The organism is Saonia flava (genome assembly GCF_011927795.1).
Lineage (GTDB): Bacteria > Bacteroidota > Bacteroidia > Flavobacteriales > Flavobacteriaceae > Saonia > Saonia flava.
Genome location: NZ_JAATJJ010000002.1, coordinates 606696 through 619747, shown reverse-complemented (window position 1 = coordinate 619747; position 13052 = coordinate 606696). Strand labels below are relative to the sequence as shown.

The following is a 13052-nucleotide window of genomic DNA, read 5'->3' as shown; positions in this document are numbered from 1 at the left end:
ATTTAATGTAATTGAATATAAATTTGAAACAAAAAAAACAAATATGGCTTCAATATTTTTTAATATTGCTAATTGTGAGTTATGAATTTAAACTTTAAGTATCACCTATATTTCGTATTGTAATAATTGAAGGGCCTTTTTTGCACTTTTTTAAAAACCTAGGGAGATTTCATTGTTAAAATGCTCTTTTTTGGCATTTTCATTTTTTGAAACAAAAAAACCGACCCTTAAATGGGTCGGTCGCTAATTCAAAATTGAGTTAGTTTTTGGTTATTTTTTCTTCTTGGTGATAATTTCTACAACTCCATTTTTTGCTTTCTTGCCATATTTTTCGTGTGCAGCATCACCTTTACTTACATCTATGGTCGCAATATCTTTTTTTGAGAGTTTTTTAAATTCCTTTTTACTAACTTCTTTTCCGTCAACAATGTAAAGCGGCTCTCCTTCGCCATCATGATCTATAAAGAAAAAGTCGCTGTCATCATCACCCACTACTTCAATATCATGGTTGTCATCGGAATCCTTAATAATGAAAACATTGTTACCTTTTTTTCCTTTCTTCTTTTTTACCTTAACAAGTTTGTTGTGCATTTTACCGTCATCCTTCATTTTTTCATAATCCTCCCTACTTACAACCTTTCCATTGACCTTTATGACCTCTTTACCATCTATTTCCTTAATCTCTACTGTTTGATGTTTGCTATCCGAGGAATGCACCCAGACCATACCGTCATCTGTTGAACTGCTGTGGCCCTTAATGATAATTTCGTGTTCCCCATCTACATGCACATCAATATCCTCGTGTACGTCTTCATCTTCATGAATGGTGAAATTAAAACTCTTGCCTCCAAATGTCGTATTTGCATTACCAATAGAGATTTGGTCATTGTCAATAGTAATCTTTATGGGTTTAATGGGTGTTTCCCCATCAGTATTAAAAGAACCATTATTGGTTTTAGAACTTACTTGGATAGTTATTCCAATGATTTCCTGGTTGTCATTATGAACGACGGTATAGGAGAAGTCGATATCACCTTCTGCTAAATCTTTTTTCATGCCTTCTAATTTTTCATCAGAAGTGTCTTTAGTGATAATAAGCTCTGTTTTTTTGACATACTCTACAATTTCCTTCTCACTTTGTGCTACTACCTTTATATTAAATGTAAATACAAAAGCCACCAACATAGGTGCTATTAAGGTGTATTTCCATAAATTTTTGTTGTTAGATTTTGATTTGTGTAACATGACTATTCGTTTTTTGATTAATGAATTATAAAAATTATTTGTGATTGATGTACAAAATTGAGTGCCAGACCCTTTAACAAGGGCATACTGGTATGTTTTTATAGAGGACATATCCTGTGTGGCATATGCATCTGCCAAAAATTCCAGGTTTTGCTGAATACTTTTTTTATACAACCATATTATGGGATTAATCCAGAAAATGATGGTTGTAATATGGGTCAATAAAATATCTATGGAATGCCATTGGGAACTATGGGCTTTCTCATGCTGGATAATGGCATCCAGTTCGGATGCACTATATAAAGTTGGATTATAAACTATATAGTTAAAGAATGAAAAAGGGGTGATTTCCCTAGTAGTTTCCACAAACACAAAACCATCTTCTTTTCTTTTTGTATTTTGGGTTATGAGCTTACGTAACGAAAATAGTTGAATTATTAACCGAAAGGCAAGTAAGCCTGCGCCAACACAGTAAATAATAAACAAAAGTTGGGACCAATCTATACCAGTAAGAATGGGGGTAGAGGTCATAACTGGATTCTTCGTAGAAACAATATCAGAATAGAATGTGTTGGAACTAAATTCAACATATCGGGTTACATATACAATGGGGAAAATAAAGGATGATAAAATCCCCGCCAATAAAAAATGTCTATTACCGGAAAAAAAGGTTTCTTTTTTTAGAAGCAGTTGATAGATTATAAAGAAAATCAATAGTACTCCAGATGCTTTTAATAAATATTCCATAAGTGCCTCCATTTACTTTTTTTTCTCAATTAAATCAATAATATCTTTCAACTCTTCCACAGAAATTTTTTCCTCCTTGGCAAAAAAGGATACCAAACTTTTATAGGAATTGTCATAATAATCGGAAATGGTAGAGTTAATATACTTTTTCCTGTAGGCTTCCTTGGTAACAATGGGAAAATATCTGTGAGTGTTCCCAAAGGCCTCATGCCCAACATATTTTTTATCCTCTAGATTACGGACTATGGTTGATAAGGTATTGTAATGTGGTTTCTCTTCCTCGATTTCAGATAAAATTTCTTTTACAAAGGCCTTTTGCAGTCTCCACAAAATTTTCATTATTTCCTCTTCCTTGTTTGTTAGTTTTTGCATCTGAGAATTAGTTTGGTTCAAACCTATTACTATTTTTATAGTTAAACAACTATTTTAGTAGTTATTTAACTATTTTGATAGTGGAATTATATAGATGATATCAATTTCCTTACTATTGAAATCTTCATTTATATTTGTCCAAAGTTTAAATCATGCTACATACATTATATATTGTTCTAGGACTTGTTTTGCTAATTGCTGGTGGAAATTGGCTTTTAAAAGCTGCAGTTGCCCTATCCTTAAAGCTGAATATCCCAAAAATTGTTATAGGGATGACAGTGGTTTCTTTTGCCACCTCTGCCCCAGAACTTATAGTAAGTATAAAGTCTGCTCTAGATGGTTTCCCAGATTTGGCTTTGGGAAATGTAGTGGGTTCCAATATTGCTAATTTAGGATTGGTATTGGGTATCACGGTCATTTTAAGTAGTATAGATGTAAATAAGAGTTTTTATACAACGGACTGGCCGGTTATGATGTTGGCTTCCATGTTGTTTTTTGGATTCCTTTATTTTGATGGAGAATTACAGCAATATGAGGGCATAATTATGCTTGTAATGCTCTTTGCCTTTTTGGTTTACTTACTTCGTTTTCAAAAAACGGCTGTGGTTGATGAGCTTCCAGAAGATGACGAGCCCTTGCCCTTGTGGAAAATTATGTTGTTTTTGGGCATAGGTGGAGTGGCTCTATGGGGAGGTTCGGAATTATTGATAAATGGAGCAGTTGGTTTGGCCAAAACTTTTGGGGTCAGTGAACGTATTATTGCAGTAACGGTTGTATCTGTAGGGACTAGCATACCAGAGCTTGCGGCATCCATAATTGCTGTTATTAAAAAGGAAAAAGCCATTTCTCTGGGAAATTTAATAGGTTCCAATATTTTTAATATCCTTGCCGTATTGGGTATTACTTCTATAATAACACCTATTAAAGTTATGGATCAAGGATTACTTACCAATGATATTTTTTGGATGTTAGGGGTGTCTTTTTTAGTTCTTCCATTAGTTTTTATTCCCAAAGGACTTAGATTGGGATGGAGAGATGGTATAATTCTTGTGGCTATTTATGCAATATTTATATATTTTACTATTGGCTATAATCATTAGAACAATGTGTTTTTCAAAGCTTAGTGTTTTACTCTTAGCATCTATATTTTTTATAATAGAAGGCCAAGCTCAAGAAACTGATTTGCTTCGCGGTAAATTATTGGATGAACAAACAGGTGAGCCTGTAGTCTTTGCAACTATTAGAATTAAGGGCACTACTGTGGGGGTAATTACCAACGAAGATGGTGGTTTTCTTTTGCCAATGGACTTTTGGTCCAATAAGGACACTCTGCTACTTAATAGTATGGGGTATAATAAAATGGAACTTCCCTTAAAGACACTTTCTCCATTTGATATTAATTTAGTCAAAATGTCTCCAAATATTTTCCAACTTAACGAGACAGTAGTAAAAGGAAATAAAAAGAGAAGGCCTTCTGCATCCCAAATCGTTAAATACGCGGTGAGCAGTATCTCTAAAAATTATCCTTTGAAGGCATTTGGTCTAATAGGATATTATAGGGATTACCAAGATAAGAATAGGGAATATGTAAATCTCAATGAGGCCATTATTGAAGTGAGAGATTTGGGTTTTCAAACTAAAAATAATTTTGCCTCGGATTTTTTGCTTTATTCCAATGTTAAAAATGAAGATTTTGAAGTAGATTCACTTTTGGCAAAACCTTATGATTATGATTCTCAAAGCAAGATTATTCCCAGTGCAACTATGTTTAATTCTGGAGGTAATGAATTCTTTACTTTAATTATTCATGATGCAATAAGGAACAATAAGGACAAATCGTTTTCATTTATCCATAATATGGAAACAGAATTTATCAATAACCATAAATTTAAAATAGTAAAAAATACTGTATATAATGATCAGCCTGTTTATGAAATCTCTATTAGGTATCACAAAAATGGTTATGTGGCAAAGGGAAAAATATTTGTGAACATGAACAATTTTGCCATTCATAGGCTAGATTATTCCCTCTTTATTCAAGAATTAATGGGAACCTCTTCTGATAATAGTGGTGCTGACAATAAGAATTTGAAAAATAGTGAAGATAATGGTTTGGTATACCAAATCATTACTGAGTATAGGCCAGATAAAGACCAAAAAATGTTTCTAAACTATATTTCTTTCCGAAATAAGTTTATTTTTAAAAGACCGCCTAGTTTTAAGGCTACCAAGTTTGTAATTGATTTGGATGATGAATGCTTCAAAATAACTTTGAACAGGCCTCCCAGGGATTTGGAAAAAATCAAAAACAAGAATTTTACACTTCTGTATAAAGAAGAACAATTGCCAATAAAAAATGTGAAATTTGAAAATGATAGCTTACGGTTTTGGGTCTATCCAGATAGGTCGGTTAAAAAATTCCAAAGTTCTTATGAGGAATTATTTACTGAAACCGATAGTTTGAGAATTTCAAAATTCAAGTATGGGTTTAACGGAATCCAGGATTCTTTAGGAAATATCTTAGATAAAAGTAGTAATGAAAACCTTCAGCAATATCGTGAGTTTTTCGTGCAGGAAGTAGTAACTGAAATTTCTGGGATGCCAAATGAGGAGGCTTCTTTTATGAAAACAGATTTGCCGCTATTTAGTTCTAGACAGCCTATATACCCTGATGAACGGAAACGGAAATTTTGGATGAATACGCCATTGCAAACAACAAAAGACTAAAAAAAACCATCCCTAGATATTCTAAGAACGGTTTTTACGTCAACAACTAATTGTACTGTTTTTATATCTAAACCTTTGCAGATTTAACAGTTTTAATAATTCTTCCAGCAATTTTATATGGATCACCATTAGAAGCTGGTCGTCTATCTTCTAACCATCCTTTCCAGCCTTTTTCAACTGTAATGATTGGAATACGAATAGATGCACCTCTATCGGATATACCATAAGAGAAATCATTTATTGAAGCTGTTTCGTGTAAACCAGTTAAACGTTGGTCGTTAAATTCACCATAAACCTCAATATGTTCTTTAACTACAGGACGGAAAGCCTCACAGATAGCTTCGTAAGTTTCTTTGGACCCACATGTTCTTAACGTAGTGTTAGAGAAGTTGGCGTGCATACCAGAACCGTTCCAATCCATATCTTTTCCAAGAGGTTTTGGATGGTATTCAATATAATAACCATAATCCTCAGTCAATCTTTGTAATAAGTATCTGGCAACCCAAATTTCATCACCTGCTTTTTTTGCACCTTTGGCAAATAATTGAAATTCCCATTGTCCAGCAGCAACTTCTTGGTTAATACCTTCAAAATTAAGTCCGGCATCAATGCATTGATTTGCGTGCTCTTCAACTAAATCTCTACCCCAAGTATTTCTGCCACCAACAGAACAGTAGTACATACCTTGTGGACCAGGGTAACCACCAACAGGGAAACCTAAAGGTAATTGTGTAGCCGTATCCATAATGAAATATTCTTGCTCAAAACCAAACCAGAAATCATTGTCATCATCATCGATTGTTGCCCTTCCATTGGAAACATGTGGCGTACCATCAGCATTTAATACTTCGGTCATAACCAAGTATCCATTAATACGTGCAGGATCTGGGTAAATAGCAACTGGTTTTAATAAACAATCAGAAGATCCACCTTCTGCTTGTCTAGTTGAAGATCCATCAAAAGACCACATTCCCAGCTCTTCAAGAGTTCCTTTAAAATCGTCATGATCCTCAACTTTTGTTTTACTTCTTAAATTTTGAGTTGGAAAATAACCATCCAACCACAAATATTCTAACTTAATTTTCGCCATAATTTTTGGTAGTTAATTTAATCTTCTAATAATTATTGAATATACACAAAAATAATTTTTTTTCAGTATTATACTAATCTTTAGGGGGTTAAATACATAACATTTTTAATTATTTTGATACACCCCTAAATACTTTGGGGTATTTTGCCATAAAAGTATTTTTAAGAAGATATATTATTAATTTGCTAATTTTGACCAAACTTTAATGAGAGAAGCTTATGTCCAAATTAAGATTTGATGCAATTGCAGAAAGCCATAATAGAAAAAAAATAGAAATTGAAGAGTTTGGGAGGCGTTCGGAGCTATTTGGAACAAATGTTTTCAATGATGATAAAATGCTTCAATATCTTACTAAAGAGGCCTATGATAAGGTAAAGGACGCCATTTTTTCGGGCTCGAAAATAGATAGAAAAATAGCAGACCAAGTTGCCGAGGCCATGAAAGGTTGGGCAATATCCATGGGTGCAACACATTATACACATTGGTTTCAACCCCTTACGGGATCTACTGCCGAAAAGCATGATGCTTTTTTTGATCTTCTTCCGGATGGGAAGGCATTGGAAAAGTTTGGTGGCGGACAATTGGTCCAACAGGAACCAGATGCTTCCAGCTTTCCAAGTGGAGGTATTCGCAATACGTTTGAGGCAAGGGGGTATACGGCATGGGACCCCACATCGCCAGCGTTCATCTATGGTACCACCTTGTGTATACCTACAATTTTTGTTTCCTATACCGGTGAGGCATTGGACAACAAGGCGCCCTTATTGAGAGCTCTTAATGCAGTAGATGAAGCTGCTACCGCTGTAGCTAAATATTTTGATAAAAATGTATCAAAGGTTACCGCTACATTAGGATGGGAACAAGAGTATTTTTTAATTGATAAGGCCTTTGCACACTCGCGACCAGATATTATTATGACCGGGAGAACCCTTGTAGGCCATTCTGCTGCAAAGGACCAGCAGTTAGACGATCATTATTTTGGAGTAATACCTAGTAGGGTTCTTAGTTTTATGAGCGATTTGGAAAAGGAATGTACAAAATTGGGCATTCCGGTAAAAACTCGTCATAATGAAGTAGCACCCAACCAGTTTGAACTCGCCCCTGTTTTTGAAGAAGCCAATTTGGCCGTGGACCATAATTTATTACTTATGGATGTTATGGACAAGGTTGCCGATAAGCATAGTTTTAAAGTACTTTTTCATGAAAAGCCATTTGCTGGCGTCAATGGTTCTGGAAAGCACAATAACTGGTCATTGGCCACGGATACGGGTGTAAATCTTTTGAGCCCAGGGTCCACGCCCATGAAAAATTTACGTTTTCTTACCTTTTTCATAAATACCATTAAAGCGGTTGATACCTATGAAGAGTTGTTGCGTTCTTCTATTGCTTCAGCCAGTAATGACCATAGATTGGGTGCGAATGAGGCGCCTCCAGCAATTTTATCAGTTTTTATTGGAACACAATTAAGTGAGGTTTTGGATGAATTGGAAGGGGTTTCACAAGGGAAACTATCACCCGAAGAGAAAACAGAACTTAAATTGAACGTTGTTGGTAAAATCCCAGAAATATTATTGGACAATACAGATAGGAATAGGACATCTCCCTTTGCTTTTACGGGAAATAAGTTTGAAATGCGGGGGGTGGGTTCCAAAACTAATTGCGCCAAACCCATGACAGTATTAAATACAATTGTTGCAAAACAACTGATTGCTTTTAAAAAGGAAGCCGATGCGCTGATTGAAAAGAAAAATCTTAAGAAAGATGAGGCTGTTTTTAATGTGTTGAGGGAGTATATAAAAACCTCCAAAAGAATTAGGTTTGATGGTGATGGGTATAGTGAAGAATGGGAGAAAGAAGCAAAACGTAGAAAGCTCAGTAATAACAGAACTACACCAGAAGCTCTAAAAATACTTACTTCCAAAGAAAGCTTGGATTTGTTTAGAACCATGAGGGTAATGAGTGAAGTCGAGGTTAAAGCTAGACAGGAAGTAGAATTGGAAGCGTACAGTTTTCATGTCCAAATAGAGGGAAGGGTTTTTAACGAATTGGTATATAATTACATTATACCTGCTGCTATTGCATATCAAAATGAATTGATGAAAAATGTGAAGGGACTTAAAGAAATATATGGCGCAGCATATAAAAAACTGGTTGAGGGGCAACTCAATATCATTGAAAGCATTGGGGAGCATGTAAATGCCATTAAAAAGAAAACCGATGATATGACAGAGGCAAGAAAAAAAGCCAATAAATTGTCCGATTTAAACAAAAAGGCGCAGGTTTATTGTAATGATGTTAAGCCTTATTTTGATGAAATTAGAAATCATTCCGATAGATTGGAAAAATTGGTGGACAATCAATTATGGCCATTGACCAAATACAGGGAGTTGTTGTATATTAAGTAAAAATAAAGGTCGTAAAATTGTTTACAGAGAATGAAATTTCGACCTTCTTGTTTTTGCTACAAACTGTAATGTTATGAGTTTAAATTTGTCCGATATAAAAAATGCTAAAGAGCGGATTGCCCCTTATATAAACACTACTCCTATTTTAACATCTTCACTTCTTAATCAGTGGTTGGGACACGATATTTTTTTTAAGGCAGAAAATTTTCAAAAAATAGGTGCCTTTAAGGCTCGGGGTGGCATTAATACCGTATCATGGCTAATTGAAAATAGCTTGACTCCGGCAAAAATCGTGGCCAATAGCTCTGGAAATCATGCTCAAGCAGTTGCTTATGCTGCAAGACAATTTGGAATCCCAGCAACCATTTATATGCCGGAATACTCATCAAAAGTCAAGATTCAGGCTACAAGGTCCTACGGAGCGGAGGTGGTATTGAGTGCCACTCGAGATATCACCGACGAAAAAGTACGGGAAGCTGCCGGTGAAAAAGGGACCTATTGGATCCCTCCTTTCAACCATGAACAAGTTATTTGTGGACAAGGTACCGCTGTTTATGAAGCACTTAGGGAATTGGAAAATGTGGATGCTGTTTTTACACCATGTGGTGGAGGTGGGTTAACATCGGGTTCTTTAATAGCGACAAGAGGGCTGTCTTCAAAGACCGAATTTTTTGGAGTTGAACCCTTAAATGCCAATGATGTAGCAGAATCGTTGAGAAAAGGAACTATACAGAGATTGCCAGATGTGCCAGATACATTGGCAGATGGAGCCATGACCATGGCAACAGGAGAAATTACGTTCAAGTATCTACAGCAATTGGATGGTTTCTATGAAATAGAAGAAGAGTATTTACTGTATTGGACACAGTGGTTGACCCACTTGCTCAAATGCCGTATAGAGCCCACGAGCGCAATGTCTATGGAGGCCATACGCAGATGGTTGAAAACTAAAAAAACAAAACAAAAAGTATTAATGGTCATCTCAGGGGGTAATGTGGACCAGGTTACCACAGAAAAAATTTGGAAAAAGGATTTTCTAACCCAACAACCTGTTTTATAATCCTTACAAAACAGTATTTTTGCCAAAACAAAATACATGTCCTTAGACTCTAGTAAACGATATGCCCAACGTGGCGTTTCTGCATCAAAAGAAGATGTGCACAATGCCATAAAGAATATAGATAAAGGTCTTTTTCCAAAAGCATTCTGTAAAATTGTTCCGGATTATCTCACCAATGATGATGATTATTGTCTTATTATGCACGCGGATGGAGCAGGTACAAAGTCATCCTTGGCCTATATGTATTGGAAGGAGACCGGGGATATATCGGTTTGGAAAGGAATAGCACAGGATGCCCTTATCATGAATGTGGATGATTTATTATGTGTGGGAGCTACCGACAATATAATGCTTTCATCTACAATTGGCAGAAACAAAAACTTAATTCCTGGAGAGGTAATCTCTGCCATTATCAATGGTACGGAAGAGTTGATTTCAGATTTAAAGAAGCATGGGGTTGCTATACACTCTACAGGAGGAGAAACTGCAGATGTAGGTGATTTGGTTAGAACAATTATTGTGGATTCTACGGTTACTGCAAGAATAAAACGCAAAGATGTAATTGATAACGCCAATATTAAAGCGGGTGATGTTATAATAGGATTAGAATCTTTTGGGCAAGCTACTTACGAGAAGGAATATAATGGTGGAATGGGAAGTAACGGACTTACCTCTGCTCGCCATGATGTGTTTTCAAAATATTTGGCCGAAAAATATCCCGAAAGTTTTGATGCCGCTGTTCCAGAAGAATTGGTGTATTCCGGTAATACAAAGTTAACGGATGAAGTCCTCAATTCTCCTTTGAATGCGGGTAAGTTGGTACTTTCTCCAACAAGGACTTACGCCCCTATAATTAAAAGAGTATTGGAAAAATATACATCAGAAGATATTCATGGAATGATTCACTGTAGCGGAGGCGCACAAACTAAAATTTTACATTTCATTGATAATCTGCATGTTATAAAAGATAATTTATTCTCAATTCCACCATTATTTAAATTAATACAAGAACAATCAGCTACGGATTGGAAAGAAATGTACCAAGTTTTCAATTGTGGTCATCGCATGGAAATCTATGCAAAGGAAGGCGTGGCACAAGATTTGATTTCCATAGCGCAAAGTTTTAATGTTCAGGCAAAAATCGTAGGTAGGGTAGAAGCAAGTTCTACAAAAATGCTTACTATAGAAAGCGAATATGGAACCTTTGAGTATTAGAGCATACGATTACCCCAAATAATACGTTGTTTTATAAACAAATCTTATGTTATGGAAAGAAAGGATTTTTTAAGGACCTTAGGTGCTGGAGCTGCATTTGCATTAACTTTTCCTTGTGTAAATGGTTGTTCTAAGAATGACGGAATTGAAACATTTCCAGTATCGGATGGTGTTGACTTCACCATTGATTTAACATCAACAGAAGCGGCTCCTTTGGCAAACAATGGAGGGTTCATTTCTATAAAATCAAATCCGGATTTTACTTATCTGGATATTGTTGTAGCCAGAAACCTATCTGGAGAATTAATTGCGGCAAGTAAAATATGTAGCCATCAAGGAACGGAGGAAATTAGATTTATTACGGAAGATGGTGGCGTGTACCATTGCACAACTCATCAGTCGAGATTTGCACAAGATGGTACTTCATTGAATCTTAAAACCACCAGTAACCCTCTTAAAATCTTTAATACGGAGCTAAATGGAAGTATGCTCAGGATTTTTGAGTAAAAAAAAGTTGAACCCCAAATCTTAAATTGTGAAAAGCCTTGCCACAGTTTTGCTCTTGTTTTTTTCATTTTGTCTTTTTGGACAAGATTGGAAGGAAAGTTATGATTCAGCTGTTTTACAGGCTACAAAAGAAAATAAACCCATAGTACTTGTTTTTTCAGGATCAGACTGGTGTGCTCCCTGTATTAAGTTGGATAGAGAGATATGGCAGTCCATTGAATTTTCTAACTACGCTCTGGACAAATATGTGCTCTACAGAGCAGATTTTCCGCAAAAGAAAGTGAACAGACTTTCAAAAGAAAAGCAAACCTTAAATAATGGGTTGGCCGAAAAATATAATCCAAAAGGATATTTTCCTTTAGTGGTTGTTTTGGATGAAAATAACAGGGTTCTTGGAACACTTGGTTATGAAAATCTTTCTCCAAAAGAATATATTTCACGTATAAATTCGTTTGTAAAGTGAAAATTCTGGTTCCCCTATTCTTACTTTTTTTCCTTGTTACCGTTAATGCCCAGGAGAGGGAGTATGTAACCGTGCACAAGACCATGAAGCTTATGGGCAGTAGGTTTGATATTACTGTCGTGGTATTGGATGAAGAAATAGGTTACATCAATATCAATGAAGCGGTGACGGAAATAACTAGAATAGAAAAGATGATTTCTTCATGGGATGAAGAATCAGAAACATCGCTTATCAACAAAAATGCTGGAATTAAACCGGTTAAGATTAGTTTGGAATTGTTTAAATTAATAGAACGTGCTAAACAAATATCCAAAATAACAGATGGGGCCTTTGATATTTCCTATGCTTCCATGGATCAAATTTGGAAGTTTGACGGTTCTATGGAATATTTTCCAACTCCAGAAGAAATGGCAAAGTCCATTGAAAAGGTTGGGTATTATAACATCATTTTAAATGAAGAGGATACTACTGTTTTTTTAAAAGAAAAAGGAATGAGAATTGGTTTTGGTGCCATTGGCAAAGGTTATGCAGCTGACAGGGCCAAAGAACTGCTTATTTCCAAACAAGTAAAGGCAGGTATTATAAATGCTTCTGGTGATTTAACTACATGGGGGACAAAGGCTACAGGTGAAAAATGGCTGATTGGGATTGCCAACCCCTTGAGTAAAGAGAAGATTTTTTCATGGCTTCCTATAGTAGAATCGTCCGTGGCAACATCTGGTAATTATGAAAAATTTGTAACGTTCAATGGCAAGAAATACTCCCATATTTTGGATCCGCGGACGGGTTATCCCTCATCTGGAATAAATAGTGTTTCCGTTTTTTCCAAAAGTGCCGAGTTGTGTGATGCTATGGCGACTGCTGTTTTTATTATGGGAAAGAACACTGGTCTTGCTATGATAAATCAACTGAATGGGACAGAAGTGATTATTGTGGATAGTTTTAACAAAATACACAAAAGCAACGGTATCATGTTCAATAATAATGAGTAATTTTAATGTATGAAAAGTTTTGTAATTGTATTTTTTTTAGTTCTTTTTTCTACTTCTTGCATTGCGGTAAAGGAGTATGAAAAAGTATATCTTAATGATGAAGAAATGCAGTTGGTAGGTAAGGACATGGAGCGTTTTGAAACCAATTTTCAAATATACCGTGAAGCTTCTGCAGGTGCCAATGGAGGTAAAACAGGTGGTGGTTGTGGTTGTAACTGATTCAATAAAG

Annotated in this window: 12 protein-coding genes; 9 read left to right on the top strand and 3 right to left on the bottom strand. The window is 35.6% G+C overall.

Annotated elements, in window-relative coordinates:
* Positions 1–270: 270 nt before the first annotated feature.
* A complete protein-coding gene (locus GGR42_RS14885; RefSeq protein WP_245201485.1) occupies positions 271–1992 on the bottom strand; it encodes a M56 family metallopeptidase in 1722 nt (573 codons plus the stop codon).
* A 12-nt stretch (positions 1993–2004) separates the two neighbouring features.
* The gene (locus GGR42_RS14880) at positions 2005–2364 is read right to left on the bottom strand and encodes a BlaI/MecI/CopY family transcriptional regulator (RefSeq protein WP_167965654.1); all 360 of its coding nucleotides are present in this window, start codon (positions 2362–2364) and stop codon (positions 2005–2007) included.
* A gap of 152 nt (positions 2365–2516) precedes the next feature.
* Between GGR42_RS14880 and GGR42_RS14875 the strand changes: the two genes are divergently transcribed.
* Together GGR42_RS14875 and GGR42_RS14870 are read left to right on the top strand one after the other, a co-directional pair.
* The gene (locus tag GGR42_RS14875; protein WP_167965652.1) at positions 2517–3464 is read left to right on the top strand and encodes a calcium/sodium antiporter; all 948 of its coding nucleotides are present in this window, start codon (positions 2517–2519) and stop codon (positions 3462–3464) included.
* A 4-nt stretch (positions 3465–3468) separates the two neighbouring features.
* Positions 3469–5091: a carboxypeptidase-like regulatory domain-containing protein gene (locus tag GGR42_RS14870; RefSeq protein WP_167965640.1), complete on the top strand. Its 1623-nt coding sequence runs from the start codon at positions 3469–3471 to the stop codon at positions 5089–5091.
* Positions 5092–5158: 67 nt separating this feature from the next.
* On the opposite strand, the gene GGR42_RS14865 is transcribed toward GGR42_RS14870, so the two are convergent.
* On the bottom strand, positions 5159–6181 hold the full coding sequence (locus tag GGR42_RS14865; RefSeq protein ID WP_167965638.1) for a glutamine synthetase beta-grasp domain-containing protein: 1023 nt from the start codon (positions 6179–6181) through the stop codon (positions 5159–5161).
* Between the two features lie 218 nt (positions 6182–6399).
* On the opposite strand from GGR42_RS14865, the gene GGR42_RS14860 reads away from it, so the two are divergent.
* From GGR42_RS14860 to GGR42_RS14830, 7 genes are all read left to right on the top strand, one after another.
* Entirely contained in the window at positions 6400–8586 is a 2187-nt protein-coding gene (locus GGR42_RS14860) for a glutamine synthetase III family protein (RefSeq protein WP_167965636.1), read from the top strand.
* Between the two features lie 73 nt (positions 8587–8659).
* A complete protein-coding gene (locus tag GGR42_RS14855; RefSeq protein ID WP_167965634.1) occupies positions 8660–9646 on the top strand; it encodes a serine/threonine dehydratase in 987 nt (328 codons plus the stop codon).
* 36 nt (positions 9647–9682) lie between these two features.
* Complete coding sequence (locus tag GGR42_RS14850; RefSeq protein ID WP_167965632.1) at positions 9683–10861, top strand: AIR synthase related protein; 1179 nt, start codon at positions 9683–9685, stop codon at positions 10859–10861.
* 51 nt (positions 10862–10912) lie between these two features.
* Positions 10913–11368 carry a Rieske 2Fe-2S domain-containing protein gene (locus tag GGR42_RS14845; protein ID WP_167965630.1) on the top strand — a complete coding sequence of 152 codons (456 nt, stop codon included), beginning with the start codon at positions 10913–10915 and terminating at the stop codon, positions 11366–11368.
* A 28-nt stretch (positions 11369–11396) separates the two neighbouring features.
* Positions 11397–11831, top strand: coding sequence for a thioredoxin family protein (locus tag GGR42_RS14840; protein WP_167965619.1), 435 nt, complete (start codon positions 11397–11399; stop codon positions 11829–11831).
* Positions 11828–12823, top strand: a complete 996-nt coding sequence (locus GGR42_RS14835; RefSeq protein WP_317169698.1) for an FAD:protein FMN transferase — start codon at positions 11828–11830, stop codon at positions 12821–12823. The genes GGR42_RS14840 and GGR42_RS14835 overlap by 4 nt, the downstream gene beginning before the upstream one ends.
* A 9-nt stretch (positions 12824–12832) precedes the next feature.
* Complete coding sequence (locus tag GGR42_RS14830; RefSeq protein WP_167965617.1) at positions 12833–13042, top strand: DUF4266 domain-containing protein; 210 nt, start codon at positions 12833–12835, stop codon at positions 13040–13042.
* The last annotated feature ends 10 nt before the right edge of the window (positions 13043–13052 follow it).

What these genes read in the sequence shown, in the direction of transcription:
- GGR42_RS14850 (WP_167965632.1), top strand. Translation starts at nt 9,683, where the DNA reads ATGTCCTTAGACTCTAGTAAACGATATGCCCAACGTGGCGTTTCTGCA.
- GGR42_RS14845 (WP_167965630.1), top strand. Translation starts at nt 10,913, where the DNA reads ATGGAAAGAAAGGATTTTTTAAGGACCTTAGGTGCTGGAGCTGCATTT.
- GGR42_RS14885 (WP_245201485.1), bottom strand. Translation starts at nt 1,992, where the DNA reads ATGGAATATTTATTAAAAGCATCTGGAGTACTATTGATTTTCTTTATA.
- GGR42_RS14860 (WP_167965636.1), top strand. Translation starts at nt 6,400, where the DNA reads ATGTCCAAATTAAGATTTGATGCAATTGCAGAAAGCCATAATAGAAAA.
- GGR42_RS14875 (WP_167965652.1), top strand. Translation starts at nt 2,517, where the DNA reads ATGCTACATACATTATATATTGTTCTAGGACTTGTTTTGCTAATTGCT.
- GGR42_RS14855 (WP_167965634.1), top strand. Translation starts at nt 8,660, where the DNA reads ATGAGTTTAAATTTGTCCGATATAAAAAATGCTAAAGAGCGGATTGCC.
- GGR42_RS14865 (WP_167965638.1), bottom strand. Translation starts at nt 6,181, where the DNA reads ATGGCGAAAATTAAGTTAGAATATTTGTGGTTGGATGGTTATTTTCCA.
- GGR42_RS14830 (WP_167965617.1), top strand. Translation starts at nt 12,833, where the DNA reads ATGAAAAGTTTTGTAATTGTATTTTTTTTAGTTCTTTTTTCTACTTCT.
- GGR42_RS14880 (WP_167965654.1), bottom strand. Translation starts at nt 2,364, where the DNA reads ATGCAAAAACTAACAAACAAGGAAGAGGAAATAATGAAAATTTTGTGG.
- GGR42_RS14870 (WP_167965640.1), top strand. Translation starts at nt 3,469, where the DNA reads ATGTGTTTTTCAAAGCTTAGTGTTTTACTCTTAGCATCTATATTTTTT.